This is a genomic window from Haloarcula pelagica, assembly GCF_030127105.1.
GTDB classification, from domain to species: Archaea; Halobacteriota; Halobacteria; order Halobacteriales; family Haloarculaceae; genus Haloarcula; species Haloarcula pelagica.
The window spans coordinates 2021992-2047648 of sequence record NZ_CP126161.1; the positions used below are offsets into that span (position 1 = coordinate 2021992).

Consider the following 25657-nt stretch of genomic DNA (forward strand, 5'->3'; position numbering starts at 1 on the left):
CGTAGCATGGCGACCGCATATCTCGTGAGTACGGCGCTGATGGCGGTGCTCGCGGTCGCGGTGGTGGCATGGCTGATGAACGGTCGGCAGTGGTACCAGTACGCACCGCCGGCTCGGGACGCTGCAGGACTGCCGGAACCGGCCGACGCCGCGGACGGCGGGCCGATCGGCCGCCTGGCGAGCCAGCCGGCGGTCCAGCTCGCCGCCTTCGCCCTGCTGGTCGTCGCGGTGTTGGTCCTCCCGGTCGTCTACATCTCCGCGCCCGGCGGGAGTCAGCCGATGGTCGGCATGGCTATCGCCGTCGGCGGCGGCGCTCTGGTCGTCGGCTATCTCCTCTACGGGGTCTACGCCGCGGCCAGCGGGCGCGGTCATCCCCGATCGCTGGCGGTCGCCGAGTCCGCGACGGTCGGCGGCGCGCTCTTTCTCGTCGCCATCGTCGTTCGGCTCGTGATGTAGGGCACGCCCGGAGACACGGGTACGTGTACCGTCGTCGGTGGCCGAAAACGCAGAGCAACGCGGGTTCAGACGATCGAGTACGCCGCCGCGGCGGTCAGCGCCAGCGCGGCCGTCGTTCCACCGAGGACGAGGTACGTCACCGCCCGGGGCTCCCAGCGCAGGTGCTGGTAGTAGGCGGCGACGCCGACGGCCTTGATGATCGACAACACCATGATGACCGCGAAGGCCAGCCAGTAGGCGCTGTCGACGAGGCCGGTGAACTCGACGACCGCCTGAGCGGTCGCGAAGGCGAACAACACGACGTATATCAGAGTGTATCCTTTCCAGTCCATTGTTCTAGAGGATGTAAAACAGCGGGAACAGGAACAGCCAGACGATGTCCACGAAGTGCCAGTACAACCCGAAGTACTCGATGGGCTTGTCGTCGCCCTGGTAGGCCCCGTTCCAGGCCCGGACGGCCATGTACGCACAGATTATCAGCCCGATGACGACGTGGGCGCCGTGGAGCCCGGTCGTCAGGTAGAACGTCGACGAGCCGATGTTCGTCGAGAGGTTCCAGCCGTTGGGGAACGCCGCGGTCTCGATGTGGAACAGGTGGTTCCACTCGATGCCCTTGTTGATGAGGAAGCCGACGCCGAGCGCGAAGGTCCCGACCAGCGCGGCGACGGTGCCCCGCCTGCTCTCGCGTTCGGCGGCGACCATCGCGATGACGACGAGGAAACTCGACGTGAGCAACAGGTAGGTGTTGATCAGCCCCGGCATGGTCACGTGGGCCGCCGGGATCAGGTCGTGGTGCCAGTCCGTCCAGCCGTAGGCGACCCGGACGAAGGCATACGAGCCGATGAAGGCACCAAAGAGGACGATGTCGCTCGCCAGGAACGTCCACATCCCGAGTTTCATCTTCTCGACGCCCTCGAAGGGCCACCGTTCGGCGATCGCCATCTCGGGGGCGTGGAACGACTCGCGGGTCATCCCGAACAGCGAGGAGAACGTCGCCAGGCCGCCGGCGAGTGCCATCCCGACGTAGACGACACTGCCGGTCCGAACCCCGGAGAGCCCGAGGAACAGGACGAACCCGCCCAGGCTGATCAGGAACGGCCAGAAACTCGCGTGGCTGGCGTGGTCACCGCCGGCCGTCTCCTGTGCCGTTCCCAGTGCCGTTGCCCCCGTCGCAGTCACCGGCGTGGCCGTCCCGCCGTCGGTCGCGGTGCCGCCGTCGGCGGCGACCCCGTCGGTCCGCTTGGCGACCTCCTCGTCCGAGAGGAAGGAGAGCGAGCCGTCGGCGTAACTGGGCAGTCCCGGGAAGTTCTCCAGCGGCGGCGGGGAGGAGACCGCCCACTCGGCGGTGGTGGCGTACTCCCAGGGGTTGTCCCCCGCGTCCGCGCCCCGCCACAGCGAGACGAACAGGTTGTAGAACATGATGAGGAAACTCGCGCCGAGGATGAACCCACCCACCGTCGCCATCGAGTGCCAGATCTGGAGGTCCTGGGAGTACTCGAACACCCGTCGGGGCGTCTCCCAGGCGACGAACATCGGGAAGTACAGCAGGTTGAACCCGACGAAGTACACCGCGAAGTGGAGCTTCCCGAGGAATTCGTCGTACATCTTGCCCGTGATCTTCGGATACCAGTAGTAGAGCCCGCCAAAGAGTGCCGTCGCGCCCGCGACCATCACGTAGTGGAAGTGCGCGACGACCCAGTAGGTGCCCCGGAACTGGTAGTCGAGCACGATCGCGCCCAGGAAGACGCCGGTGATCCCGCCGACGATGAAGAGGATGAGCGCGCCGAGCGAGAACAGGAACGGCGTCGTGAACCGGACGCGGCCTTTCGCCATCGTGTAGATCAGCGAGAAGACCATCAGGTCGAAGGGCAGGGAGATGCCGATGGTCGTCGCCATGAACACCGTCTTGATGGGGAGGTTGATCCCGGTCAGGAACATGTGGTGCATCCAGACGACGAAGCTCTGGATCGCCACCAACACCATCGAGATGATGAACCACTTGCGCCCGACCAGCCGGCGACCGGTAAAGGTCTGGAAGCACTCGGCCATCACGCCCAGCGCGGGGAAGAAGACGATGTACACCTCGGGATGGCCGAAAAACCAGAACAGGTGTGCCCACAGCAAGGAGGCGCCGGGGTTCTCGGCGCTCGTGGCCATCGTCGACCCGTCGTTGGCGAACTGGAAGTAGGTCGTCCCGATGATGTGATCGGAGGCGAGGATCATCAGCGCCGCCAGCAGCGCGGCGAAGGCAAACAGCATCATCCAGACGGTGAGGTTGATCGTCAGCGAGAAGATCGGGATGTCCCGCATCCGCAGGCCCTCGGCGCGCATCCGGTACATCGTCGTCAGGAAGTTGACCGAGCCAAGCGTCACCGCGGCGGTGAACATGATGAGCGCGAGCACGACCGACGTGGCGCCCAGCCCCTCACCGGGGATGTACGCCGGCGTGTTCAGCGGCGCGTACATCGTCCAGCCGCCGGCGAAGGTCGTCCCCTGGAAGAAGGAGACGCCCATCAGGATCCCGGAGAACAGGTAGAGCCAGTACGACAGCGCGTTCAGCCGCGGGAAGGCCAGATCGTCGGCCCCGATCTGGAGCGGGACGATGTAGTTGGCGAAGCCGAAGGCAAAGGGCGAGATGAACCAGAACACCATCAACAGCCCGTGGGTCGAGACGGCCTGGTTGTAGCCGATCGAGCCCAGCAGGTCCGCGCCGGGCGTGATGAGTTCCAGGCGAAAGAGGAGCGCCAGCATCCCGCCGAAGACGAGGAAGAAGAGCGCGGTGATGAGATAGAGGATGCCGATGTCCTTGTGGTTGGTCGTCAGGAACCACCGGCTGACGGAGGATTTCGGCGGGAGGCCGTGGTCGTGGTCGTGGCTCATGCCGGCACCTCCTGCGGTGCAGTCAGGCTCGCGGGCGCCGCGGCGGGTGCGGTGGGGGCCACGCTCGCGGACTCGCGCGGCGCCAGACTCGCGGACTGGTTCGACGCCATCGCCGTCTCGTTGGGCGCGGACGTGTTCGCGTACCAGGCGTTGTACTCGTCACCGGGCATCACCCGAACGGTCGCGGTCATCACCGAGTGGCCGCTCCCGCAGAGTTCGTAGCACTTGGCCTCGTAGGTCCCCGTCTCGGGGGCGGTGAACCACGCCGACGTGCTCTGGCCGGGGACCGCGTCGGTCTTGACCCGCAACTCGGGAATCCCGAAGTTGTGGAACACGTCCCGTGAGGTCACGTTCAACTCGACCACCCGGTCCTTGGGGACCCGCAGCGTCGAACTCTCGTACCCGTTGGGGTACCGGAACGTCCAGCCGAAGCGGTATCCCTCTACGTCGATCTCCATGGCGTCGATGTTGTCGCCCTCGGGCGCGGTCTCGACGTACAACAGCGTCGTGTACGTCCAGGCGATCAGCGAGATGACGATGATCGCGCTGATCCCGAACGAGTAGAACACCTTCCGCCCGCCCGACCCGCCCGTAGGCAGTTCGCCCATCGAGGGCCGTTCGACCTTGTCGGCGTAGGGGTCGTCCTCGCTCGCGGACTCGCGGTACTTGAGCGCGTGGTACATCGTGTACGCGACGACGACGACCCCGACAAGCGTCCCGAGTCCGAGGAACACCTCGAAGATACTGTTGAACACGTCGGCGGGAGCTCTGACGCTCCCTCCGTGCAACGGCGCCCCGACCACGGTGTGTGGTATCACATATCCCGCCATTTCGTTGATGATATTCCGCACCGGGTATTAGTCATTATGGACAGCAGGATTACATAAACGGGTCGTCCGCCGTACATGTGCGGGAACCTTTTTACCCATTGGTATGTTACACCACATCATGAGCGATACGCCACCGAGCATCGAGGACCCGATGGCCGAGGAGTCGGTGACCGACACCGAGGAGTTCGATAGCCTCGTCGGAATCGTCGCCGACGGCGTCGTCGGTGCCGCTGGCGGCCTGGTCGGGACCGCGATGATGACCGTCGTCTTCCTCATCGCGCAGTCGCTGGGCGCGTTCAGTCTCACCGACTTCGCCATCCTGACCGAACTGGTCGGGCTGACCGGGTACGTGCCGGAGGTACTGTTCGGCTTTTTCATCTTCCTGGGCGGCGGGATGTTCCCCTGGCCGCTGCTGTTTGCCTCGCTCAAGGCGTATCTGCCCGGCCAGTCGTCCGACGCCATCAGCGGCGCGTTCTTCGGGGCCGCGATGTGGACCGGGTTCGTCCTGGCGTTCTACACGGGCCAGACCGGTGTCGAACTCGTCCTCTACGCCGTCCTGACGCTGCTCGCCCACGTCGTCTACGGCGTGGGGCTCGGGATGGTCTTCGAGTACTTCGCGTCCCGCCCCGACTCGATCGTGTGAGGGCTCGGCCGGTCACTTTTGTACTCCTCGCACGCAGACCGAGGCATGCACCTACGCGAGTCGGCCTGGACCGACGCCGAGGCCGTCGACACCGATCTGGCGGTCCTCCCGGTCGGGAGCACGGAACAACACGGCCCACACGCGCCGCTTGGCACCGACGTGCTGACGGCCGAAGCGGTCGCCAACGCGGGAGTCGACGCCTACGACGGCGAGGTCGTCGTCGCGCCCGCCATCCCGGTCAGTGTCGCCGAGGAACACCGCAACTTCGCCGGGACCCTGTGGGTCAGCGAGGACACCTTCCGGGAGTACGTCCGGGAGACGATCGGCAGTCTGGCCCACCACGGCTGGGACCGGGTCGTCGTCGTCAACGGCCACGGTGGGAACGTCGCCCCGCTTCGGGAGGTGTGTGGCCGGGTGACCAGACACGACGACGCGTACGCGGTACCGTTCACGTGGTTCGACGCCGTCGACGCGCCCGACATGGGCCACGGCGGCCCGGTCGAGACCAGCCTCCTTCAGCACGTCTCTCCGGAACTCGTCCGGGAGGACCGGCTGGACGAGGCAGCCGCTGGCGGGGCCGACCGCTGGGGGGAGTGGGTCCACGGCGTCAACCTGGCCTACGACACCGACGAGTTCAGCGAGAACGGGACGGTCGGGGACCCACGTGAGGGGGCCCCGACCGTGGCGAAGCGCTCCTCGACGAGGCGAGCGACGCGCTGGCGGCGCTGCTGGACCGGGTCCGGAGCCGTTAGGCTTCGGCCTCTTCGGTGTCTGCGTCGGCCTCCGCGTCCGCGCCGTCGTCGCCGTCCTCGAACTCTTCGAGGGTCCCCCGTAGCTGGGGAATCGTCGCGGTGAGGTCTCCGACCTGGTCGCGGGCGTCCTCGATGTCGGCGATCAGGTCGTCGACCTCCTCGATCGCCTCTGCGAGGTCGTCGGCGTCCTCGAAGGCGTCGGCGCGTTCGCCCATCGTGTACCACTTCTTCGCGTCGCGGAGGTGGTCCTCGGCGTCGCCGACATCCAGTGCCGTCTTCAGTGCGTTGAGCACGCCCAGCGTGTTGTCCGCCTCAACGTCCCAGATGTCGTCGGCGTCGGGCAGCGCTGCCCGGGCCGCGTCCAGTGACGCCTCCACGTCCGAGCGCATCTCGCTTGCCGCCTCGCCGAACAGGTCGTCGTCGTCCAGACTCGTCTGTCCCATATCGACCCGTTCGACGGGCGGGGGATTAAAAGCCCGCCTGAAAGTGAAAGTGTAATCGCACGACTGCGCGTCGCCGGGCGCGGCGAAACCGAAACTGTGGGGTGTCGTGGCCGCCTCACGCGGCCTCGTCGCTTCGCAGTGCCCCACGGACCTCCGGGATCGGGTCGAGCCCCTCGTCGATGTCGCCCAGGACGAGCATCGCGTAGTACCGCAGGAACGTCTGGAGGGGCGCCTTGATCATGTTCGCGACGACGAGCAACACGAGCAGATACAGGACGAAGACGACGGCACCGCCGGCGATCCCGGCGGCCTGACTGACGGTCGCCAGTCCGAACCCGAGGAGCAGTCCCACGAGACCGAACGGGATCGCGATGATCAGCGCCGCGACGAATCCGGCGATGCCCCCGACGATTCCCACCCCGATCGCCAGCACGACCGAGAAGAAGACGTAGACGAGATACTGCTTGGGCTCCCGTCGCATCGATCCCCACAGGCGCTTCCAGCCCCCGACCAGGCCGTCGCCGCGCTCGACGATCATCGGGACGACGAAGACGTTGGTGAAGCCGTTGATCAGCCCGTAGACGACCGCGAACCCGACGACGGCGACGATGACGAGTCCGAGCGACCCAAGCAGCACCGACGCGCTCGGGTTCTGGAAACTCCCGCCGGCGACGACGTACAAAGCAGCCAGTCCACTGATCAGCACGACCAGCGATGCGACACCCAGGACGACCCGGAAGCCGAACAGCCACAGCCCGTTGCCCGCGTGTCGGCGGAGATACCGGCGGACGTGGACTTCCTGGTCGATCAACGACTGCGCGAGCGCGAACTCCATCACGGCACCGAGGTACGCGAACACGAGCGCGAGGACGACGACGGCGGCGACGGCCGCGATCAGGACCGCCGCACCGACCTCGTTTGCGAGCGAACTCGGTTCCGCGGGGACCCGGCCACCGACCTGGAACAGCCGTCCCGGCCCGGGGACCGCGGGGACTGACTCCAGTGGCGCCGTCAGCGAGAACTCGCCGGCGGAGGGACTGCCCTCGTCGCCGAAGTTACTGAACTGGCCGATGTTCTGGACGCCGCCGGTCCCGGTGCCGCCACCGATGAAGAAGACGACCAGGGCCATCCGGAGCCACTGGCGCAACTCGAAGGGGAACAGGAACGACTTCGTAGCGTCGATCGCCTCGTCGATGTCGTCGACTGCGTGGAGGGTCATAGCGTCTACCGATGTGAAAGCACCGACAGTAAACGTTTGGAACTGTCTCAGTCCCTGAGATCTTCGACCTGCATCAGCGGGTAGTCCCCCTCCATCGCCATGCTCGTCTCGACGGTGACCCCCTCGTACTCAATCACCATCGCCACGTCCAGGAAGCGGCCGGTCAGTTCCGTGTAGTCGGCGTCGGCGTCTTCGATCGCCTGCCGGAGCGCGTCCGTCCGGACGCTGACGGTGACCGACTCGCAGTACGGTTGGTTCTCGATGGCCTCCTCCATCGCTCGGGCCAGCGAGTCGGCGCTGTCGGGACTGACCGGGGTCCCCGCGAACTGGTGGTACAGCGAGCCGAACTTGATGCCGGCCTCGAAACACGCGACCTCCGACGGCGTCGGGTCCATGGCCGACTGTTCACTCGCACGGCACATAACCGAACCGCAAGCTACCTATTCGATGGTACCTATTCATCCGATAACATGGACGAGACGGTTCTGCTCACCGGCGCCGGCGGGGCAGTAGGGGAGGCGATCCTCGAAGGGATCGGGGACGCCTACGACTGGCGACTCCTGTTTCACAACCCTCCGGCCGAGGAGCCCGACCACGAGTATCTCATCGGCGATGTCGACGACGAAGCCGACGTGAACGCGGCGATGGACGGCGTCGGCGCAGTGGTCCACCTCGCGGGCGACCCGCGTCCGGAGGCCCCGTGGCCGTCGGTGCTGACCAACAACATCGACGGCACCCAGAAGATGTACGAGGCGGCCGCCGCCGAGGGCGTCGAGCGGTTCGTCTTCGCGTCCTCGAACCACGCCGTCGGCGCGTTCGAGACCGACCGCCGGACGCCGGAGATGTACCGCCCGGAGGACGACTTCCTGCTCGACGGCACCGAACTCCCTCGCCCCGGGAACCTGTATGGCGTCTCGAAGGCCACCGGCGAGGTGCTCGGGCGGTACTACCACGACGAGTACGGCATCGAGGTGTGTAACATCCGGATCGGTAACCTCACCCGCGGACACCCGCCGCTTGACTACGAGCGCGGCCAGGCGATGTGGCTCTCCTACCGTGACTGTGCACACATTCACGACTGCGCGCTCCAGGCCGACTACGACTACGAGATCGTCTACGGTATCTCCGACAACGACCGGAAGTACTACTCCATCGAGCGCGCCGAGGAGATCCTTGGCTACGAACCGCGGGACAACTCCGCGCACTTCGAGGGTGAAGACCGGGTCGTCGAACCCGACCTCTAGTCGAACAGCCCCGCTACGTCGTCGTCTTTCTGCTGTTCCCGTCTGACGTGATCGCCGAGCCGCTGATAGACCACCGGCCGCTGGTCGCGCTCGCGGACGAACGAGAACAGCAGGCCGACGAACCGCCCGTCCTCGCTGTCGGCGAGTTCGTCGCGAGCGTAGTCGATGGCCCCCTCGACGAGGGCCTCGTCGTAGCCGTCGGCCTCCGCGATGACGGTCGCCGCGATCGCCGTGGCCTCGAAGTCCAGATCCTCGTACCCCAGGACGCTTCCGTCGTGGGTGAGTTCGGGCGGCTCGGTCCAGTCGATCGCTTCGGGGTCGGCGGCCACACGAACGAGGAACCGCCGGACGGTCTCTAGGTCGACGCCCCGATAGTCGGCCGGCAGGTCGGTCAGGTACTCGCCGGCGCTCTCCGCGAGTCCCTGCGCGCCCGACCAGTTCTCCCCGCGGCCGTGGTGGACGACGGCGGTGAACTGGATGAGCCCGTGGAGAAACCGCTCGTCGTCCCCGGTGTCGAGCGCCAGCCAGCGGTCCTCCCAGGCGTCGTGAGCCGCGTGGTACCGGCCGGCGTTGTAGACGGCGATCCCGGCACGGAGGTGGGGGCGCATGGCGGCCGTTGGTGGCGCCTGGGCAAAAGGACCCGGACCGCCAACTGTCAGGTAGCGTCCCGTTGCTCGTCGTCTGGTGGACTGGAAAACGTCCGGACGGAGTTCCACGCGAGCGAAAGCGAGCGTGGAGCCCGTCGGTCGTGAACAGCGTGAACGTCCGGACGGAGATTTGAACTCCGGTCCCTGGCTCCGCAAGCCAAGAGGATAGTCCACTACCCTACCCGGACTCGTATTAGCGGAGGGTGGTGGTACTCAAAAGGGTGACGGTTCGACCCACCCGCGCGACGGATGTGCACACGACGCTGAAACACGGCTTTCAACGAACACAAGGGCCTTTATTTCTAGTGCGCTCTGTAGAGCCGTGAACCGCCGAACCCTGCTCCGCTGTCTCGGCACGGCTGGTGGCGCCCTCGTCAGTGGCTGTCTCGCCGGTGGGCCGGCCGACGACACACCGACGGACGCCCCGACGACCGACCGCCCCCCGGTCGTCGACACGGTCGAGTTCTCCCTCCGGGGGCGGACCGACGGCCAGCAACGGGACACGGCGAGCGTCTCGAACGACGCCTCGACGGTCACCGTCACCGGGACGATCTGGGGCCGCAACGGCTGCCGGACGGCACAACTCTCGTCGGCGACGTACGATCAGGAGACAGGAGAACTGACCGTCGCCGTCGAGACGGTCGACAGGACCGACGAGACGGCCGTCGCCTGCACGCAAGCCATCGTCGAGATCCGGTACCGGGTCGTCGTCTCGATGTCACGTGGACTCCCCGAGACCGTCGTGGTCACCCACGACCGTGGCGACGGGCCACAGGAAGTCACACGCACGAGCGGGATGTGAGGGGCCACGGCGGACGTTTATATACGATCGCGGAGCCAGGGAGAGACGATGCGACAGCGTGCGACGGAATCGCCAGACTGCGGCGGGGGAATTGTCCAACGACAACGCTTAAGCGCGGTCCATCCCTGCGTCCCATAGATAGATGGGCGCACTAGAGGACATCTACGCGGACATCGAAGCCGATGTCTCCGAGGAGCAGTTCCGGGAGGCCGTCGAGCAGAAGGTCGAGCAGATGGGGGGGCTCGCCGACGAGGAGACGGCCGCGATGCTCATCGCCCACGAACTCAGCGAGGGCGAGGTCAACGCCGTCGCCGACATCGAACCGGGGATGGAGGAGGTGAAGTTCCTCGCGAAGGTCATGTCGATCGGCGACCTGCGGACCTTCGAGCGGGACGGCGAGGACGAGGACGGCCGGGTCATCAACGTCGATGTCGCCGACGAGACAGACAGCGTTCGCCTGGCGTTCTGGGACGAACAGGCGGTCTCGATCGACGAGGGACAGCTTTCGGTCGGCGAGGTGCTCCGGATCAAGGGCCGACCCAAGGACGGCTACAACGGGCTCGAACTCTCCGTCGACAAGGCCGAACCCGACGACGAGGCGACGATCGATGTCGACCCCGGCGGCGGCTCGACCATCGAGTCGCTGACGCTCGGCCAGGGCGACGTGACGCTCCGCGGACTGGTGCTGGATACCGATTCGATCCGCACGTTCGACCGCGACGACGGCAGCGAGGGCCGCGTAGCGAACCTCACGCTGGGCGACGAGACCGGCCGCGTTCGCGTGACGCTGTGGGACGACCGCGCCGACCGTGCCGAGGAACTGTCCGCGGGAACCGCCGTCGAGGTCGTCGACGGGTACGTCCGCGAGCGGGACGGCTCGCTGGAACTCCACGTCGGTGACGGCGGGGCGGTCGACGAGATCGACGAGTCGGTCGCGTTCGAACCCGACGCCGACGACATCGCCGCCGTCGAGATCGGCGAGACGGTCGACGTTGCGGGCGTCGTCCGTTCGGCCGACCCGAAGCGGACCTTCGACCGGGACGACGGCGGGGAAGGACAGGTCCGGAACATCCGCGTTCAGGACGGCACGGGCGATATCCGCATCGCCCTGTGGGGCGACAAGGCCGACAAGGAGATCGGACCCGGTGACGAGGTACTCGCCGCCGATGTCGAGATCCAGGACGGCTGGAAAGACGACAAGGAGGCCTCCGCCAACTGGGCGTCGACGGTCGTCGTCCTCGAAGACACCGTCGACGTGACCGCGTCCGCGGGCGGCGACGAGGAGAACGCAGGGCTCGGCGAGTTCGCCGAGGGCGACGACACGACCGCGTCCGCGGCCGACTCCGGCACCGACGCGACCGCCACAGCCAGCGCGTCGGCCGATGGTGGGGCCGTCGCCGGCGAAACGGTCGAGTTCACCGGGACAGTCGTCCAGACCGGCGATCCGATCATCTTGGACGACGGGAGCGAGACCAGAACCGTCGAGACCGACGAACGGGTCCAGCTCGGCCAGGAGGTCACCGTCCGCGGCCGCTCGACCGACGACGACCGCATCGACGCCGACGACGTGTTCTGAGATCCCTGCTCCGTCCGTCGATTCCGCCCGCCGTGACCGGCCTCGGTGTCCATCGAACGCCTCTGCGCGTGCCAACGCCGCTACGGAAACTCTTAAGACCGCAACACCCCCGATTGTGGGTATGAGTGTCGAGCTACCGTTCGCGCCGGTCGACGCCGTTATCCGGCGAAACGCGGACGGGCTGCGGGTGAGCGCCGAGGCAGCCGAGGAACTGGCGCGCCGGATCCAGACACGCGGGTCGTCCCTGGCGGTCGACGCGGCCACCGAGGCGACCGCGGACGGGCGGAAGACGCTGATGCCCGAGGACTTCGGCGTCGACGGCATCCCGGATAAGGACACGCTCGAACTACCGGTGGCTCCGGTCGATCGCATCGCCCGACTCGATATCGACGACGACTATCGGGTGTCGATGGACGCCCGCGTCGCGCTGGCGGACATCCTCGAAGGGTTCGCCGACGACACGGCGACGGCCGCCGCGGCGCTGGCCCGACACGCCGGCCGGCGGACGATCAAAGGCGAGGATATCGAGACGTACTTCGAACTCGGGCAGTACTACTGACTCTGAATGAACTTCGGCTACCGCGAGGTCTGTCTCGACCACGACACCGGGCCGCGCCATCCCGAGAGTCCCGACCGACTCCGCGCCGTGCGTCGCGCGCTCAAGGAACGCCACGGCGTCGAGTACGTCGCCGCCAACGACGCCGACACGGACCTCGTCAGGACCGTCCACGACAGCGACTACATCGACGAGTTCCGGGCTTTCTGTGACGACGGCGGGGGTAACTGGGACGCCGACACGGTCGCCGTCGAGGCAACCTGGAACGCCGCGCTGGCGTCGGCCGGCACCGCCGTCTGGGCGGCCGAAGCCGCGCTCGACGGGCTGGACGGCCGTGACACGCCATTCGGCCTCGGGCGCCCGCCGGGACACCACGCCGTCGAGGACGACGCGATGGGCTTTTGTTTCATCAACAACGCCGCCGTCGCCGCACAGGCCGCGCTGGAACGCGAGGCCGACCGGGTCGCCATCTTCGACTGGGACGTTCACCACGGCAACGGCACCCAGGACATCTTCTACGACCGCGGGGACGTGTTCTACGCCTCGATCCACGAGGACGGCCTCTACCCCGGGACGGGCGACCTCGACGAGACCGGGGCCGGCGACGGCGAGGGAGCGACCCTCAACGTCAAGTACGAACCCGGTGCCGACACGACCGACTACCTGGCGGCGATCGACGACTGTATCGCGCCGGCGATCGCGGACTACGACCCCGACCTGTTGCTCATCAGTGCCGGCTTCGACGCCCACGAACACGACCCGATCTCGCGGATGCGGGTCACGACCGAGGGGTACGGCGCGATGACCCAGCGGATGCGGACGCTGGCCGAGGACTGCGGGGCCGGCCTCGGGTTCGTGCTGGAAGGGGGCTACGGGCTGGACACGCTCGCGGACTCGATCACGACCGTCCACGAGGTGTTCGACGGCTACGAACCGGTCGTCTCCGAGGGCGAGGTCGACGAGGACGCCCGTGCGGTGCTTGATGAACTGGCCGATCAGGGCTTCGGGTCGAAGTAACGCGCCAGGTCGACGCCGAACGCCGGGACGAGTTCGGAGAGTTCCTCACCGACGAGACAGTCGTACCCTGCTTCGAGTGCCGACTCGACGTGGGGGCCAAGCCGCACGTCCAAGAGGGCGTCGCTGTCGAGGAAGTCGGCGGCCGTCGTGAACTCCCGGTCGCGCTCGACGACGTACCGGTCGCCGTCGACGAACGGGCCGGCAACGTCGGCGTCGGCGTACGCGTCGTAGAACCCTTCGGCGTGCTGGCGGACGTGGACCGGCGGCCCCTCGTGGCGCTCGACGGCCGGCCGCTCGGCGACGGTCAGTTCGGCCAGCAGTACAGCGGATTCGCCGGCGAACGCCGCCGACCGGAGCACGTCGAACCCACGCCGGTCCAGTTCCTCGGTCAGACCGGCCAGGGACTTCTCCAGTTGCGGCCAGAGCTGATCCTCGACCACGTCGGGGGTCTCGAACCGGACCGCGACCGGCGTCGTCCCGCGGCGCTCGATGGCCGCCCGGACAGCCGAAGCGTCGTAGGGGGCGGGCTCGCTGGGCGTGAACAGTCCGTCCCGTGGGTCGGCACGCAGGTCCCGGGCGTAGTGTTGGAGTCGGGCGACGTTTCGCGCCGAACAGACCGCGGCCACGTTGCGCTCGGGGTCGGTCGGGTCGACGACCACCAGCGGGTCCTCGAACGTCGTCGCGGCGTGGTCCTCGGGATCGAACTCGACGGGCGGGTGCCAATCGGCCGCCGCCTCGACGAACGCCCGGAACCCGCCGTACTCGACGACCAGCAGTTCCGTCAGATAGCCCGAGAAGCCCCGCGTCCGGAGGTCGCTCCCGTAGACGCCGATGCCTTTCAGGAACTGTTTGGTAACCCGCACCTCGCCGGCCAGCCGGTCGTCCAGCCGTGCTTCGAGATAGCGGGTGTGGAAGGGGGTGCGGTCGACAGCGGACTGGATCGCCGTCGCCTCGGCCACGTCGTAACAGGGCACCAGGTCGACGGCGTACCCCTCGACCTCGCCGACGACGTAGGGGTGTTCGGCGTACTCCTCGCGGCCCTCGGGCAACACCGCGTGACCGACCTCCAGGCCGTACGATTCTAAGGTCTCGCGGTCCAGTTCCGGCGGGAAGCAGACGAACACGTCGATGTCTCTGTCACCGGCGGTCCAGGTGTTGCGAGCTGTCGATCCTACCTGGACGATCTCGGCCGCCACCGGGAGGTCCGCGACGGCGTCGGCCGCCCGTCGTCGCACCGCTGTGGCGACCCGCTGGAGGCGGGCGCGCTCCTCGTCGTCGGGCGAGACTCGCTCGCGGACCCGCTCAACGACGGCGTCGAACTCGTCGCTCATGGGCCGCGCTACTCACAGAGTGCGTGAAAGCGTGTCGATGCGGGCCGGAAACGAAAGCCCTAATTACCAACTCCAGCAATCCATGGATGCGGAAAGCCGCCGTAGCTCAGTTGGTAGAGCACCTGGTTGTTACCCAGGTTGTCCCAGGTTCGAGCCCTGGCGGTGGCGCTTCTCCCGATTCGTCGGCTAGCCAGCGACGCGAACCGGGTATTCCGCGTGCCGAACGCGATGTCGCACAGCCGCGGCGTCGTGAATCCGGGAGGGCTTCGGTGCGTGAAGCGCTTGCTGTCGTCAGGACACTTCCGATAGCCGGCAACAGCGGGATCGTCGCGCCGACGTACCGTGACCGCCGGGGTACGTTTCGCTGGGGTAACATTATCACCCGCCCGATCGAACGGAAGAGACGGCATGAATAGTGGAACAGTCGTCCGCTGGCTCTCGTTCGGTGCGGCACTGCTTGGCGTCGCACTGATCGGCGCCGGCTCCCTTCTGGTGACGTTCATCCTCACGGACGGCTTGCTCCCGCCCAGCGACGAGGTCCTCGGCGCCGTCGCGGTGCTGTCGGCGACCACCCTCGTCGGCGTTGTCGTGTACCGTCGTGTCGCCGACTGAGCTGAGACCTCGGTGCCGTGTGCGGAGGGAGTAGTTAGTACTCGAGAGTCGTCCAGGGGAAACACGGGTGGCGCGCGGTTCGAATCAGATTACGAGAGTTCGCTGCGCGCGACTGGCAGAGTTCAAATCCCTCGCTGCCGGTTCACTCACTGCCTCGCTGTCGCTCGGCAGTTTCGTTGCACGGGCGGCGAGGGATTTGAACCCCCGACCATCTGGTCCGGAACCAGGCGTTCTGTCCGCTGAACTAGCCGCCCTCGATAGGCCGTACTGGGTAGCTCGTCTTAACGGTTGTGAACGGGAGCGCTTACGGGGACTCGCCGGTCTCGATGCTGAACTCCGCGACGGGGTAGGCGACACAGGTCAGGCAGTACCCTTCCTCCATATCGTCGTCCATCAGCGAGTCGTTCTGGCTGTGGCGGATGTACTCCTCGGCCGGGCCGTCCTGGATGTGGCCGGCACAGGAGATACACTGGCCCTGTCGGCAGGCGTAGGGGAGGTCCCACCCCTCGTCTTCGCCGGCGTCGAGGATCGTCTCGTTGTTGGCGACTTCGATGGTCTCGCCTTCCTTCGCGAACTCGATCTCGTAGTACTCGACCTCGTCGTCGGCGATGTCGTCGGGATCGAAGCCGGCCTCTTTTTCCTCTTCTTCGCCTTCACCGAGTTCGCCGGCCTCGCCGGCCGGGATCGCTGCGGCACCGCCGCCGCCGATCGACCGGTTGTACGGTTCGGGGAAGTCCGTCTCCGGCACTGTGGCAGCACGCTGTTCGAGGACTTCCTGAGAGATGTCCTCCGGGGCCTCCCAGCCGGTCCCTTTCGCGTAGTGGAGTGCCACCACGATCAGGGTCACCGCGGCCCCCCCAGCGATACTTACGAGTTCGACCATGTGGACGCCTTTGGAGTACTGATTTAATTAGCTGTTGTTTCAGGCACAGCGCCGGCACCGCAAAACGACGGGTCGCCGGTGCTATCGTCGCGGCACGTCGTGGCGACCGAAGCCGTACCGGAGCCGACTCGCAAGCCGGCGCGAGAACCGCCCGTCGTCGGCCCGCGAGCCGAAGCGTTCGGCCAACGCCTGGTAGATCAGCGGCACCGGCACTTCCTGTTCGAGCGCCTCCTGGACGGTCCAGGTCCCGGTCGAGCCACCCTCGACGCGGTCGGCGACGGTCCCCAGATCGGTGCCCTCCTCGCGGAACGCTTCCTCACACAGCTCCAGGAGCCACGAGCGGATCACGGCGCCGTTGTTCCAGGTGCGCGCGACGGCCTCCAGATCGAGGTCGTAGCGGCCGTTGGCGAGCAGTTCGAACCCCTCGCCGTAGGCCTGCATCAGGGCGTACTCGACGCCGTTGTGGATCATCTTGACGTAGTGGCCCGAGCCGGCGGGACCCATGCGGTCGTGGCCCGCGGGCCCGGTGGCGACGGCGTCGAAGACCGGCGTGAGTTCCTCGTAGGCCCACTCTGGACCGCCGATCATCAGCGAGAAGCCCAGTTCGGCGCCCGCGGGACCGCCGGAGGTCCCACAGTCGAGGTAGGCGGCGTCGGTCGACTCCGCCCGCCGGACGGAGTCCTCGAAGTAGGAGTTCCCGCCGTCGACGACCACGTCGTCCTCGTCGACGAGGCCGTCGAGTTCGTCCAGCGCGGCGTCGACCGGGTCGCCGGCCGGCACCATCAGCCAGATGCGTTTCTCCTCGCCCAGACTGTCAGCGAGGTCGGCGATGCTCTCTGCCGGGCGCGCCCCCGCCTCGGCGGCGTCCGCGACCGCCGCCTCGTCGATGTCGAAGACGACCACGTCGTGCCCCGCATCGAGGACGCGGTCGACGACGATTCGACCCATCCGTCCGAGTCCGATGACGCCAAGTTCCATACCGCCACTCCAGCCAGCGGGCAAGTAGGGGTTCCGGTTCGAGCGTGCTCAGGGGACCATCCAGATCCCCTGCTGGCTGTCGAGCCAGCCCCCGACGACGACGTGGGGCAGCGCGATGATCGAGACGAAGACGCTCCAGAAGGCAACTCCGCCCACGAGCGGCGAGGCGGTCCCCAGCGGGTTCGGTGCGAACTGGTACAGCAGGCCCGCGATGGCGAACGTCAGGATCGCCCCGGCCAGTAGGAGCCCCCACGTGACCAGCGCCACCCGCTGTGGGTCCTCGAAGGCGAGCAGGTCAGGGCCGCCGGTCCCCCGACGGCTGTCCAGCGCCACGTCCCGCCCGACCTGCCGGGTCGAGTACCACAGCGGGAAGTACAGACCGACGGCCACCACGACCGGGACGACCGCGAAGTAGACGCCCAGCAGGAACGTCTCCCCGGCGTCGGCGAGCCAGGAGCTGCTGCCACCGCGAACGTACCCCAGCCCGACGTGTGTAACCGCCGCCAGCGCCCACCCGCCGCCGACGAGCCAGCGGGTCGTCCCGAAGTACGCGGCGTACTCGGCCAGCGCGCCGGGTTCGAAGATGGCGACCATCGCGTGGCTGAACGCCTGGAACACCCCGGGCCAGAAGAAGATCGGCAGCGCCATCACCGCGCCGCCCCGGACCGCGACGGCCAGCGCCCGCTGGACGTGGCTGTCGAGGTGGTCGGTCCCGGTCGTCGCGTCCAGCACCCGCAGGCCGCCGTGGCCCCCTTTCGCGACCGCGACGCCGATCGCCAGCGCCAGCCCCGCGACCGGCGCGAGCACGAACAGTCCGACGAAGGCAGCGACGAGCGCGAGATACAGCCCGAGGTAGCGCCAGCGGAAGGCGAGCCGGCGCCGCCGGAGGTTCGCGAAGTGCTCGTAGCCGCCGTGAGGGAGGTTCAGCGCGACCATCCCGAACAGGTAGATGGCGGCCTGTGTCGACAGCGACAGCGAGACACCGGCCAGCCGGAGCGCACCGAAGCAAAGTGCCACCGCGACCAGCGCGAGCCGCGAGAGGGTCAGTGGACGGTTCGTCGACTCGACGGCTCCCAGGACCGGACGGACACGGGTCGGAACGGCCGTACTCATATCGGGCCGTTAGGACTGGACCGTGGTCAGACGGGGGCCGTGAAAATGTGGGCGTTTTTGTCCCCACCAAAGTTAGTAAGCACTCACTCAGCTTTATGTGGCTGGGGCCACTACCGCCGGTATGGACACCGATCACGACGCTGTGACGTACGGACTCGTCACCGGGACGCTCTCTTTGCTGATATTGCTCGTCGGCCTCGGCGGGCTCGCGCTCGGGATTCCGTGGGCGTGGGTCGCCTTCCCGGTCGGCTACGGCGGCGTGTTGCCGCTGACGATCGGCCTCTTGCGACGCCGATCCGCGGCCGCCGACCGATCGTCGGAACCGTCGCCGACCGATTCGGGCCCGCTCGCGACGCTGCGCGAGCGGTACGCCCGCGGCGAGATCGACGAAGGGGAGTTCGAACGCCGTGTCGAGGGGCTGCTGGAGACGGAGTCGTAACCGACCCCGACGCACCCCGTTTCGGGTGGAACCGACTCACGCGACGGTACGTTTTCACGGCTCGGCCCCCTCGGCGTGCGCATGGACGAACGCATCCGGGAACACGCACGGGTCCTGGTCGACTGGAGCGCGCGCATCGAGGCCGGCGACGACGTGGTCCTCCGGGTCGACGAGGGCGCCCACGACCTCGCGGTCGCCGTCGCCGAGGCCCTCGGCGAGCGCGGCGCGAACCTCCTGTCGGTGTACGACAGCGACGAGATCACGCGGGCGTACCTGCGAGCGCACGACGGCGAGTTCACGACCGACCCCGACTACGCCCTGGCGCTGTACGAGCGGGCCGACAGCGTCCTCTCGCTGTCGGGGTCGAACAACACCGCCGGCAGCGCGGACGTGCCCGGCGAGCGCCGCCAGGCCTACGCCAAGGCACGTGCGGGAATCCGTGAGGCCCGCCTGGACACCGACTGGGTGTCGACCCAACACCCCACGCGGGCGATGGCCCAGCAGGCCGGGATGGCCTACGAGGCCTACAGGGATTTCGTCTACGAGGCGACGCTGCGGGACTGGGAGGCACTGGCCGAGGAACAGGCCCGACTGAAGGAGATCCTCGACGACGGCAGCGAGGTCCACCTGGTCGCGGCGGGGACCGACCTCACCATGTCCATCGCCGACCGGATCGCGGTCAACTCGGCGGCCAGCGTCGCCTACGACTCGCACAACCTCCCGTCGGGCGAGGTGTTCACCGCCCCCGAGGCCACGGAGGGCGTCGTCACCTTCGACGTACCGATGACCGTCCAGGGCCGGCGGATCAGGGGCGTGGAACTCACCTTCGAGGACGGCGCCGTCGTCGGCTGGCACGCCGAACAGGGCGGTGCCGTGATCGAGGAGGTCCTGTCGACCGACGAGGGTGCCCGACGGCTGGGCGAACTGGGCATCGGGATGAACCGCGGCGTCGACCGGGTCACCGACAACATCCTCTTCGACGAGAAGATGGGCGGGACCGTCCACCTGGCGCTGGGGCGAGCCTACGACGCCTGTCTGCCCGAGGGTGTCGCCGGCAACGACAGCGCCGTCCACGAGGACCTCATCACGACGATGGGCGAGGGCTCACGGCTCGAAGTCGACGGCGACGTGATCCAGCACGACGGCCTGTTCCGGTGGGAAGACGGCTTCGAGGCGTGACCGCTGGGAGTCCCGAATTTGGGTGACAGGGGGGTCACAGGCTGGCCGCAACTGGGTAACATCTCGGAAAATTTACTATATGGTCGCCTGCCCCTGTTTGCCTGCATGGCACACGACTCCCATGACGACGGCGACGACCAGTCCAGTGACTCCTCGACCAGCCGACGCGGCTTCCTCGCGGGTGCGGCCGGCGTGGCGGCGGCCGTCGGGGCACCAGCGGTCCTCGATACGGCGTCGGCCCAGCAGAGCGGCCGGTCCGACATCGAGATCCTCAACTACGCCCTGACGCTGGAACACCTCGAAAACGAGTTCTACAAGGAGTACCTCTCGGAGTTCAGCGAGCGGGACTTCCAGCGGTCGGAGCTGCTGGAGGACTTCGGCTTTGGCACCCGCTTCACCGCCAGAGACTACATCCGAGACACGCAGGAACACGAGCAGGCCCACGTCGACTTCCTGACGACGGCCATCTCGGACAACGGCGGGACGCCGGTCGGCCCCGCCCAGGAGTACGACTTCGCGGCGCCACTGGGCAAAGACGACATCGAGACGGTCGAGGAGTTCACCGCCGTCGCACAGGTACTGGAGTCGACCGGTGTCGACGCCTACGCCGGCGCTGCCCCCGAGATCAGCAACGCGGCCTTCATCCCGCCAGCCCTGGAGATCCACAGCGTCGAGGCCAACCACGCGGCCTTCTACCGCCACCTCAACGGCGAGAACCCGGCGCCGACGGCGTTCAACGGGGCAAAGAGCATCAGCACGGTGCTGGGTATCGTCGATCCCATCATCGTCCAGCAGTAGATGCGCTCCCCACGCACTGTCACGGCGACGGTCGCGGCGGCCGTCCTCGTGGCGACGGCGCTGCTGTCCGGGACCGGCGCGGCGGTCGCGGTCACCGGATCGGACGCGGCTGCCAGCCCGCAGTCCCACGCGGTCCCGGGGCCGCCCGACGAGTTCCGGGCCTGTACCAACGGCTCCTCGGACTCGGTGCTGGCCTGTGGGTACACGCCCGGCCCGACGAACGTCGAGTTCCGGTCACAGACGACCGACGGCGAGTCGGTGACGGTCCGGGCCGTCTCGCTCGCCGACGGCGGGTTCGTGGCGATCCACCGCTACGCGTTCGTCAACGGGCAGTTCCGCGAGAGCCTCGTCGGCGCCTCGGACGAACTCGACGCCGGTCTCCACCAGAACGTCACGGTCGAACTGGACCGCCCGGTCGCCGAGTCGACCGTGCTGTACGCGGTCGCCTACGAGGACGAGGACGGCAACGGACAGCTCGACTTCGCGTCCCCGACCGGCGTCGATCGCCCGTACACGAACAGCTACCACCCTCGGACCGGCCACATCCCCGACGAGTCCGGCGATGTCATCGGCGAGGGCGCGGAGATCACCGTCGCCCGCTGACTCAGATCTGGAGGAACTGGGTCACCAGCCACTTCGTGAACGTCCCCGTGATGGCGCCGATCCAGGTGAGGATGACGAAGTGCATGTAGGTGTTTGCCTTGTGGCCCCCGTCGACGGTCCTGATCATCAGGCTGGACAGCATCGCCGAGAACATGATGATGATGACCAGCAGGAACTCGATCAGCGGGATGTTGTAGACGCCGGTGTTGATCAGGGAGTTCACGTCCAGCCGGCTCCCGGCGTTGAGATCGAGCGACATCTGTGCGAGGATGTTGACGACCTGGAGACCGATGAAGAAGGCAAAGGTCGAGGCGGCCGTGATCCCGTACAGCAGGCCGATAAGCGTCGTCGCCGCCTGCTTTCGCTTCTGGCGGAGTTGGAGCACCTCGTTCATGTTCTCGGCGATGAGTTCGCCCAGTTGCTTGGGCGAGCCACCCATCTCCCGGCCGATGAGGTACATCTCCGAGAACGTCTGGATGAGATACGACCGGCAGTCGGCGGTGAAGTACCGCCAGGCCGCGGTCGGCTCGATCCGCATGTTCAGGCGTTTGTACAGGTCGTTGATGTTCGGGGTCAGCGGGCCGAAGTCCTTCTTCCGCAGCGTCCGCAACACCTGCCCGGTCGTCGACTGCTTGGCCCCCTCGGTCGCCCCTAGCGCCCGGATGAAACTGGGGAACTCCTGGTCGCGGGCCTTGATCTTCTGTTCTTCCTGCCGGAAGACGATCCCGGGGATGATCATCGGCGTGACCGGGACCGCGGCGTAGAACGGCAGGGGTACGCCGTCGAACATGAAGAGCAACTCGTCCAGTCCGACCGGCGAGAGCCCGGTCATCCCGCCCAGCGAGAGACAGAGCAACAGCACGGAGAGACCGACGCCGACGTACATCGACCGGTCGAGTTTCTGTTTGATCGGCGATGGGTACTCGACGGGGTGGAACCACAGCGGGTCGTAGGGCGCCATCGACCGGATGGCGAGGAAGAACCCGGACTGGACGAACACGAACATCACGATGACGGCGCTGACGGTCATCGTCGGGTTCGTCCCGGTCAGCACCGGCAGGACGACCGCGAACACCAGCGCGAACGTCATCGAGAGGATCATCGACAGGTAGAGGTCTTTCATCACCTCCAGGCTGTCCAGCGAACTCCGGTAGACGGTCGTGTAGTGCTGGATGATCTGCTCCTGCTCGGAGAGGAGGTAGTCTTCGAGTGACTGGCCGGCGCCGAGCGTGTAGGCGAGTCTGTCCAGGAAGTCCGAGACGGCGTCGCTTGGCACTTCCTTCGCCCGGCGCCGACAGGCGTCGTCGAGGCTCTGGTTCCAGGTGTCGACGAGCTGGACGATGCGGTGCATCTCCATGGCGAGTTCGCCGTACTCGTCTTCCTCCGCCAGCGTGCGGAACACTTCCATCCGGTCGATCTTGGTCGTCGCCAGCACCGTCATGTGGGTGACCATCAGGTGAAACCGGTTGTTGAGCTCACTCTTGCGCTGGGACAGCAGGATCTTCGGGTAGAATACCGCCGACACGAGCACCAGAAAGCCAAGCAACGGGATCGGTGCCCGGATGGCGACCGCGAGCGGCAGCAACAGCCCCGCGCCGACCGTGATGAGGAAGAAGACCACCGACGGCGCCAGGATGTAGGTGAGATACCGCTCCAGGGGAATCTCCATCTGGCGGTACGACTCCGCCAGTCCCTGGACGAACTCCGTGATCGTGAGGTCCAGCCCCTCGGCTTCGCTCTGGGCCATGTCAGTCGGGTCGGGTCATGCTGAAGGGGATCCCCTCGATGCCGTCGCGCTGGAAGTCGCTGATGAAGTCGTTGACCTCGTGGTAGCCGGTGATCCCCTCCTGGATCGCGCGCCGGATGATGTTCGCCCGGAACTCCAGGTCGTCGTAGATGTCACGCGTGTCCTCGTAACCGAGCAGCGTCGCGATCTGCTCTTCGAGGACGTAGGAGTTGTTCATCCCCTGGAAGACGATCTCGTCCTCGACGGGGTCCCAGTTGAACACCTGCCGGGTGACGACCCCGTCCATCTCCTTGGAGTAGCCCTCGATCTCCTGGACGCTCGTGACCCGGCGCAGGACCTGATCGCCCTGTTTGACCCGGTTCTGGAACAGCGCCACGTCGGCCACGTCCATGAACGTCTCGGGGACGTTGATCGGTTCGCCGGTGAAACGCTGGATCATCGAGACGATGTCGCTCGCGTGGAAGGTCAGCATGACCGGGTGACCGGTCTGGGCGGCCTGGAAGGCCATCCGCCCCTCCTCGCCACGAACCTCGCCCACGATGATGTAGTCCGGACGCGACCGGAGGGCCGCGGCGACCAGGTCGAACATGTCGATGCTCGTGCCCTCGTCCTCGCCCTCGCGAGTCAACAACTGCTGCCAGGTGTTGTGTGGCGGGAGCACCTCGGCGGTGTCCTCCGCGGTGTAGATCTTCGCGTCGTCGGGGATGAAGGAGGTGATGGCGTTCAGCGTCGTCGTCTTCCCCGAGGCCGTCTCCCCGACCACGAAGACCGTCTGCTCGTTCTCCAGACAGAGCCAGAGGTACGCCGCCAGTTCCGGCGAGAGGGTCATCCACTTCGTGATCTGGAAGATCGACAGCGGCACCTCGTCGCCCTGGCGGATGGTCAGCGAGGGCCCTTTCAGGCTCACGTCGTCGGAGTAGATGAGGTTCAGCCGCGAGCCGTCCGGCAGCGTCGAGTCGACGATCGGATCGGAGTCGCTGACGGGGTCGCCCATCCGCTCGCCCATGTTGCGCAGCCACTGGTCGAACGCCTCTTCGGACTCCCACTCGACGGTCGTCTCCAGCATCCCGTAGACGCCGTGGTCGACGTGGCACTCGCTGCGGCCGATGACGTGGATGTCCTCGTTCGCCGGGTCACGCATCACTGGTTCCAGCGGCCCGAGCCCGACGATGTCCCGGTTCAGGCGGTAGAGGATGTTCTCGTAGGTCGACTGAGTGACCTCGACGCTGCCGACGCTGGTGAGGTTCGACAGCCGCGTGAGCACGCCGTCGTTGCCGTCCTCGTTTTTGACTGTCGTCGTCTCCTGGAGCAGTTCCTCGATCCGGTCGTCGTACTGGGCCTCGCTCTCGGGAGCGGGTTTGTTGACGCTCTTTTCGAGCAGGCGGTTCCGAACTTTCCCGAAGACGACCTGCTCGTCCTCGTCCAGTTCCGGCTCGATGGCGTAGTACTTCATGTCCTGGCCCACATCGCCGTAGATGTGACAGAAGATGGGGCCACCGACCGGGTAGAGGACGTTCGGCCGGTCGGACTCGTAGTCGCCGTCGGCCTCGTCGATGAGCATAGGGAACTCCCCGGTGATCTGCTTGAACTTCTTCAGGTGGTCCCGCAGGTGTGGTCGCCGTGCGGCCATCTGTCGCAGTTCGTCGGATGGTTTGGCGCGTCCGTGGTCTGTCATTGTTAGGCAACACTCCTGGATTCGATGACGATGCCGGTTCCCGACCGGACCGAGAACCCGATCGTGTCACCGACCTGCTCGCCCATCCCCGCGAACCGGAGGACGTTGATCTGGCGGCGCACGTCGTTGCCGACCTCGATCATCTCCAACTCGATGAACACGTCGGCGATGGCCCGGAACGGGCCGATGGCCTCCTCGTCGAGCGTCGAAGGGTCGACGGTCAACATCACGCATTTCCCCTGCGAGATCACGTCCCGGAAGTACGAGATGACCTCCAGGGCGGCCTGGCGCTCCTCGTTCTGTCGGACCAGCGCCTCGAACTTGGGGTCGTTGCGGAGGATGGCGTCGAACGTGTCGATGATGACCACGTCGCTGTTCCACATCACGTCCGCCTCCATCAGCCGCTTGAGCAGTTCCTTGCGGTCTTCCTGGTCCTCGTTGGTGCCGGTCAGGGCGTTGGACTCGCCGATGTCGGCGTGGAGGAACAGGACGTTCTCGTCGAGGATGTGATCGACCATGTCGTACGACAGCGAGTGCATCTGATCGAGGAAGCTCCCGACGGTCAACTCCGTCGAGAGGTAGGTCACGTCGATCCCCTCCTCACAGAGGCCGTAGGCGAACCGCTGGCTCATCGCGGACTTCCCGGCCCCGTAATCCCCCTCGACGAGGATGATACTGCCCGGCGGGATGCCCCCGCCCAGTTCCTTGTTCAGTCGGTCGTGATCGTCCAGTCCCAGCGAGAACAGATCGTTGCTTGCGATACTCATGTGCGGAACTCGAACACCTCCTCGTCACCGTTGACGATGACCTTCACACGGTGGTCACCGCCTGGCTGCCAGTTCGCCAGCGCCCCCGTCGAGATCTCCAGACGGACCACGTCGCCCGGGTCCCAGGACAGCCCGCCGTCCGGCATCAATCGCACGCTGTACGCGGTCGCGAACTCGCCGTCGACGAACACGTCGAGTTCGCCGGGATCGGCTGCCAGCCCCTCCGAACCGGTGTTTTTGACGTGCAGCGTGATGTTCCCGTTCCCGCTGCTGTCGTAGATCGCGCTGGAGCCGCTGTCGGAGATGATCTCGATGTCGGTGCGAACGTCGCTGCTGACATCCAGCCCCTGCTCGGAGACGGCGCTGCTCAACTGCCCGACGGTGTCGGTAAACACGCCGGCGACGCTGGCGGCGATCATCATGGAGGCGATGAAGATGATCAGATGCGACACCGAGACGCTCGCCAT

27 protein-coding genes, 3 tRNA genes and 1 pseudogene are annotated in these 25657 nt (G+C 66.8%); 14 read left to right on the top strand and 17 right to left on the bottom strand.

The window, feature by feature from the left end:
* The first annotated feature begins 6 nt into the window (after positions 1 to 6).
* On the top strand, positions 7 to 456 hold the full coding sequence (locus P1L40_RS10615) for a hypothetical protein (protein WP_284006885.1): 450 nt from the start codon (positions 7 to 9) through the stop codon (positions 454 to 456).
* A gap of 65 nt (positions 457 to 521) precedes the next feature.
* Here P1L40_RS10615 and P1L40_RS10620 read toward each other — a convergent pair whose 3' ends face one another.
* The 3 genes from P1L40_RS10620 to coxB are packed head-to-tail and all read right to left on the bottom strand — an operon-like array spanning position 522 to position 4166.
* Positions 522 to 788 carry a cytochrome C oxidase subunit IV family protein gene (locus P1L40_RS10620; RefSeq protein WP_284006886.1) on the bottom strand — a complete coding sequence of 89 codons (267 nt, stop codon included), beginning with the start codon at positions 786 to 788 and terminating at the stop codon, positions 522 to 524.
* A gap of 4 nt (positions 789 to 792) precedes the next feature.
* Positions 793 to 3336: a cbb3-type cytochrome c oxidase subunit I gene (locus P1L40_RS10625; protein ID WP_284006888.1), complete on the bottom strand. Its 2544-nt coding sequence runs from the start codon at positions 3334 to 3336 to the stop codon at positions 793 to 795.
* A complete protein-coding gene (coxB, locus tag P1L40_RS10630) occupies positions 3333 to 4166 on the bottom strand; it encodes a cytochrome c oxidase subunit II (protein WP_284006890.1) in 834 nt (277 codons plus the stop codon). The genes P1L40_RS10625 and coxB overlap by 4 nt, the downstream gene beginning before the upstream one ends.
* Positions 4167 to 4284: 118 nt before the next feature.
* On the opposite strand from coxB, the gene P1L40_RS10635 reads away from it, so the two are divergent.
* Together P1L40_RS10635 and P1L40_RS10640 are read left to right on the top strand one after the other, a co-directional pair.
* Positions 4285 to 4809 (top strand): DUF6789 family protein, encoded by a 525-nt coding sequence (locus P1L40_RS10635; protein ID WP_284006892.1) that lies wholly within the window; start codon positions 4285 to 4287, stop codon positions 4807 to 4809.
* 45 nt (positions 4810 to 4854) lie between these two features.
* Positions 4855 to 5561 (top strand): annotated as a pseudogene (locus tag P1L40_RS10640) (creatininase family protein).
* Here P1L40_RS10640 and P1L40_RS10645 read toward each other — a convergent pair.
* The 3 genes from P1L40_RS10645 to P1L40_RS10655 form a co-directional block, all read right to left on the bottom strand.
* Positions 5558 to 6004, bottom strand: coding sequence for a DUF5790 family protein (locus tag P1L40_RS10645; RefSeq protein WP_284006893.1), 447 nt, complete (start codon positions 6002 to 6004; stop codon positions 5558 to 5560). The pseudogene P1L40_RS10640 and the gene P1L40_RS10645 sit on opposite strands and share 4 nt — an antisense overlap.
* Positions 6005 to 6119: 115 nt before the next feature.
* A complete protein-coding gene (locus P1L40_RS10650; protein ID WP_284006894.1) occupies positions 6120 to 7223 on the bottom strand; it encodes a DUF7544 domain-containing protein in 1104 nt (367 codons plus the stop codon).
* A gap of 47 nt (positions 7224 to 7270) precedes the next feature.
* Positions 7271 to 7618, bottom strand: coding sequence for a dihydroneopterin aldolase family protein (locus P1L40_RS10655; RefSeq protein WP_284006895.1), 348 nt, complete (start codon positions 7616 to 7618; stop codon positions 7271 to 7273).
* A 75-nt stretch (positions 7619 to 7693) separates the two neighbouring features.
* On the opposite strand from P1L40_RS10655, the gene azf reads away from it, so the two are divergent.
* On the top strand, positions 7694 to 8467 hold the full coding sequence (azf, locus tag P1L40_RS10660) for an NAD-dependent glucose-6-phosphate dehydrogenase Azf (protein ID WP_284006897.1): 774 nt from the start codon (positions 7694 to 7696) through the stop codon (positions 8465 to 8467).
* Here azf and P1L40_RS10665 read toward each other — a convergent pair.
* Together P1L40_RS10665 and P1L40_RS10670 are read right to left on the bottom strand one after the other, a co-directional pair.
* Positions 8464 to 9075: a DUF309 domain-containing protein gene (locus P1L40_RS10665; RefSeq protein ID WP_284006899.1), complete on the bottom strand. Its 612-nt coding sequence runs from the start codon at positions 9073 to 9075 to the stop codon at positions 8464 to 8466. The two genes, azf and P1L40_RS10665, sit on opposite strands and share 4 nt — an antisense overlap.
* Before the next feature lie 154 nt (positions 9076 to 9229).
* Positions 9230 to 9302: transfer RNA gene (locus P1L40_RS10670), tRNA-Arg, on the bottom strand.
* 134 nt (positions 9303 to 9436) lie between these two features.
* Here P1L40_RS10670 and P1L40_RS10675 point away from each other — a divergent pair.
* The 4 genes from P1L40_RS10675 to P1L40_RS10690 all read left to right on the top strand — a co-directional run bounded on the left by P1L40_RS10675 (position 9437) and on the right by P1L40_RS10690 (position 13065).
* The gene (locus P1L40_RS10675) at positions 9437 to 9916 is read left to right on the top strand and encodes a hypothetical protein (protein ID WP_284006901.1); all 480 of its coding nucleotides are present in this window, start codon (positions 9437 to 9439) and stop codon (positions 9914 to 9916) included.
* A gap of 142 nt (positions 9917 to 10058) precedes the next feature.
* Positions 10059 to 11492 carry a single-stranded DNA binding protein gene (locus tag P1L40_RS10680; protein ID WP_284006903.1) on the top strand — a complete coding sequence of 478 codons (1434 nt, stop codon included), beginning with the start codon at positions 10059 to 10061 and terminating at the stop codon, positions 11490 to 11492.
* A gap of 121 nt (positions 11493 to 11613) precedes the next feature.
* A complete protein-coding gene (locus tag P1L40_RS10685) occupies positions 11614 to 12051 on the top strand; it encodes a histone (protein ID WP_284006905.1) in 438 nt (145 codons plus the stop codon).
* Between the two features lie 6 nt (positions 12052 to 12057).
* On the top strand, positions 12058 to 13065 hold the full coding sequence (locus tag P1L40_RS10690) for a histone deacetylase (protein WP_284006907.1): 1008 nt from the start codon (positions 12058 to 12060) through the stop codon (positions 13063 to 13065).
* On the opposite strand, the gene cca is transcribed toward P1L40_RS10690, so the two are convergent.
* Entirely contained in the window at positions 13044 to 14396 is a 1353-nt protein-coding gene (cca, locus tag P1L40_RS10695; RefSeq protein WP_284006909.1) for a CCA tRNA nucleotidyltransferase, read from the bottom strand. The genes P1L40_RS10690 and cca overlap by 22 nt on opposite strands.
* Positions 14397 to 14491: 95 nt before the next feature.
* Here cca and P1L40_RS10700 point away from each other — a divergent pair.
* A tRNA-Asn gene (locus tag P1L40_RS10700) sits at positions 14492 to 14564 on the top strand.
* Between the two features lie 240 nt (positions 14565 to 14804).
* Positions 14805 to 15008, top strand: coding sequence for a hypothetical protein (locus P1L40_RS10705; RefSeq protein WP_284006911.1), 204 nt, complete (start codon positions 14805 to 14807; stop codon positions 15006 to 15008).
* Between the two features lie 181 nt (positions 15009 to 15189).
* Here P1L40_RS10705 and P1L40_RS10710 read toward each other — a convergent pair.
* The 4 genes from P1L40_RS10710 to P1L40_RS10725 all read right to left on the bottom strand — a co-directional run bounded on the left by P1L40_RS10710 (position 15190) and on the right by P1L40_RS10725 (position 17982).
* Positions 15190 to 15262 (bottom strand) — tRNA-Arg (locus P1L40_RS10710).
* 50 nt (positions 15263 to 15312) lie between these two features.
* The gene (locus P1L40_RS10715; RefSeq protein WP_284006913.1) at positions 15313 to 15891 is read right to left on the bottom strand and encodes a 2Fe-2S iron-sulfur cluster-binding protein; all 579 of its coding nucleotides are present in this window, start codon (positions 15889 to 15891) and stop codon (positions 15313 to 15315) included.
* An 81-nt stretch (positions 15892 to 15972) separates the two neighbouring features.
* Positions 15973 to 16869 (bottom strand): phosphogluconate dehydrogenase (NAD(+)-dependent, decarboxylating), encoded by an 897-nt coding sequence (gene gnd / locus P1L40_RS10720; protein ID WP_284006915.1) that lies wholly within the window; start codon positions 16867 to 16869, stop codon positions 15973 to 15975.
* A 48-nt stretch (positions 16870 to 16917) separates the two neighbouring features.
* The gene (locus tag P1L40_RS10725; RefSeq protein WP_284006917.1) at positions 16918 to 17982 is read right to left on the bottom strand and encodes a Brp/Blh family beta-carotene 15,15'-dioxygenase; all 1065 of its coding nucleotides are present in this window, start codon (positions 17980 to 17982) and stop codon (positions 16918 to 16920) included.
* Positions 17983 to 18103: 121 nt separating this feature from the next.
* Between P1L40_RS10725 and P1L40_RS10730 the strand changes: the two genes are divergently transcribed.
* From P1L40_RS10730 to P1L40_RS10745, 4 genes are all read left to right on the top strand, one after another.
* On the top strand, positions 18104 to 18421 hold the full coding sequence (locus tag P1L40_RS10730; RefSeq protein WP_284006918.1) for an SHOCT domain-containing protein: 318 nt from the start codon (positions 18104 to 18106) through the stop codon (positions 18419 to 18421).
* An 81-nt stretch (positions 18422 to 18502) separates the two neighbouring features.
* Positions 18503 to 19600: an aminopeptidase gene (locus P1L40_RS10735; protein WP_284006919.1), complete on the top strand. Its 1098-nt coding sequence runs from the start codon at positions 18503 to 18505 to the stop codon at positions 19598 to 19600.
* 105 nt (positions 19601 to 19705) lie between these two features.
* Entirely contained in the window at positions 19706 to 20398 is a 693-nt protein-coding gene (locus P1L40_RS10740) for a ferritin-like domain-containing protein (protein WP_284006920.1), read from the top strand.
* A complete protein-coding gene (locus tag P1L40_RS10745; RefSeq protein WP_284006921.1) occupies positions 20399 to 21001 on the top strand; it encodes a DUF7282 domain-containing protein in 603 nt (200 codons plus the stop codon). It begins immediately after the preceding gene.
* A gap of 1 nt (position 21002) precedes the next feature.
* On the opposite strand, the gene flaJ is transcribed toward P1L40_RS10745, so the two are convergent.
* The 4 genes from flaJ to arlG are packed head-to-tail and all read right to left on the bottom strand — an operon-like array spanning position 21003 to position 25657.
* Positions 21003 to 22748, bottom strand: a complete 1746-nt coding sequence (gene flaJ / locus P1L40_RS10750; protein ID WP_284006923.1) for an archaellar assembly protein FlaJ — start codon at positions 22746 to 22748, stop codon at positions 21003 to 21005.
* Position 22749: 1 nt separating this feature from the next.
* Positions 22750 to 24423, bottom strand: coding sequence for a type II/IV secretion system ATPase subunit (locus tag P1L40_RS10755; RefSeq protein WP_284006924.1), 1674 nt, complete (start codon positions 24421 to 24423; stop codon positions 22750 to 22752).
* 2 nt (positions 24424 to 24425) lie between these two features.
* Positions 24426 to 25190: an archaellum protein ArlH gene (gene arlH, locus P1L40_RS10760; RefSeq protein ID WP_284006925.1), complete on the bottom strand. Its 765-nt coding sequence runs from the start codon at positions 25188 to 25190 to the stop codon at positions 24426 to 24428.
* A complete protein-coding gene (gene arlG, locus P1L40_RS10765) occupies positions 25187 to 25657 on the bottom strand; it encodes an archaellum stator protein ArlG (protein ID WP_284006927.1) in 471 nt (156 codons plus the stop codon). The genes arlH and arlG overlap by 4 nt, the downstream gene beginning before the upstream one ends.

Bases quoted from the DNA above. Each gene is read 5' to 3' on its own strand.
- P1L40_RS10615 (WP_284006885.1), top strand. From the start codon at position 7: ATGGCGACCGCATATCTCGTGAGTACGGCGCTGATGGCGGTGCTCGCG.
- P1L40_RS10620 (WP_284006886.1), bottom strand. From the start codon at position 788: ATGGACTGGAAAGGATACACTCTGATATACGTCGTGTTGTTCGCCTTC.
- P1L40_RS10625 (WP_284006888.1), bottom strand. From the start codon at position 3,336: ATGAGCCACGACCACGACCACGGCCTCCCGCCGAAATCCTCCGTCAGC.
- coxB (WP_284006890.1), bottom strand. From the start codon at position 4,166: ATGGCGGGATATGTGATACCACACACCGTGGTCGGGGCGCCGTTGCAC.
- P1L40_RS10635 (WP_284006892.1), top strand. From the start codon at position 4,285: ATGAGCGATACGCCACCGAGCATCGAGGACCCGATGGCCGAGGAGTCG.
- P1L40_RS10645 (WP_284006893.1), bottom strand. From the start codon at position 6,004: ATGGGACAGACGAGTCTGGACGACGACGACCTGTTCGGCGAGGCGGCA.
- P1L40_RS10650 (WP_284006894.1), bottom strand. From the start codon at position 7,223: ATGACCCTCCACGCAGTCGACGACATCGACGAGGCGATCGACGCTACG.
- P1L40_RS10655 (WP_284006895.1), bottom strand. From the start codon at position 7,618: ATGGACCCGACGCCGTCGGAGGTCGCGTGTTTCGAGGCCGGCATCAAG.
- azf (WP_284006897.1), top strand. From the start codon at position 7,694: ATGGACGAGACGGTTCTGCTCACCGGCGCCGGCGGGGCAGTAGGGGAG.
- P1L40_RS10665 (WP_284006899.1), bottom strand. From the start codon at position 9,075: ATGCGCCCCCACCTCCGTGCCGGGATCGCCGTCTACAACGCCGGCCGG.
- P1L40_RS10680 (WP_284006903.1), top strand. From the start codon at position 10,059: ATGGGCGCACTAGAGGACATCTACGCGGACATCGAAGCCGATGTCTCC.
- P1L40_RS10685 (WP_284006905.1), top strand. From the start codon at position 11,614: ATGAGTGTCGAGCTACCGTTCGCGCCGGTCGACGCCGTTATCCGGCGA.
- P1L40_RS10690 (WP_284006907.1), top strand. From the start codon at position 12,058: ATGAACTTCGGCTACCGCGAGGTCTGTCTCGACCACGACACCGGGCCG.
- cca (WP_284006909.1), bottom strand. From the start codon at position 14,396: ATGAGCGACGAGTTCGACGCCGTCGTTGAGCGGGTCCGCGAGCGAGTC.
- P1L40_RS10705 (WP_284006911.1), top strand. From the start codon at position 14,805: ATGAATAGTGGAACAGTCGTCCGCTGGCTCTCGTTCGGTGCGGCACTG.
- P1L40_RS10715 (WP_284006913.1), bottom strand. From the start codon at position 15,891: ATGGTCGAACTCGTAAGTATCGCTGGGGGGGCCGCGGTGACCCTGATC.
- gnd (WP_284006915.1), bottom strand. From the start codon at position 16,869: ATGGAACTTGGCGTCATCGGACTCGGACGGATGGGTCGAATCGTCGTC.
- P1L40_RS10725 (WP_284006917.1), bottom strand. From the start codon at position 17,982: ATGAGTACGGCCGTTCCGACCCGTGTCCGTCCGGTCCTGGGAGCCGTC.
- P1L40_RS10730 (WP_284006918.1), top strand. From the start codon at position 18,104: ATGGACACCGATCACGACGCTGTGACGTACGGACTCGTCACCGGGACG.
- P1L40_RS10735 (WP_284006919.1), top strand. From the start codon at position 18,503: ATGGACGAACGCATCCGGGAACACGCACGGGTCCTGGTCGACTGGAGC.
- P1L40_RS10740 (WP_284006920.1), top strand. From the start codon at position 19,706: ATGGCACACGACTCCCATGACGACGGCGACGACCAGTCCAGTGACTCC.
- P1L40_RS10745 (WP_284006921.1), top strand. From the start codon at position 20,399: ATGCGCTCCCCACGCACTGTCACGGCGACGGTCGCGGCGGCCGTCCTC.
- flaJ (WP_284006923.1), bottom strand. From the start codon at position 22,748: ATGGCCCAGAGCGAAGCCGAGGGGCTGGACCTCACGATCACGGAGTTC.
- P1L40_RS10755 (WP_284006924.1), bottom strand. From the start codon at position 24,423: ATGACAGACCACGGACGCGCCAAACCATCCGACGAACTGCGACAGATG.
- arlH (WP_284006925.1), bottom strand. From the start codon at position 25,190: ATGAGTATCGCAAGCAACGATCTGTTCTCGCTGGGACTGGACGATCAC.
- arlG (WP_284006927.1), bottom strand. From the start codon at position 25,657: ATGGCGAGCGTCTCGGTGTCGCATCTGATCATCTTCATCGCCTCCATG.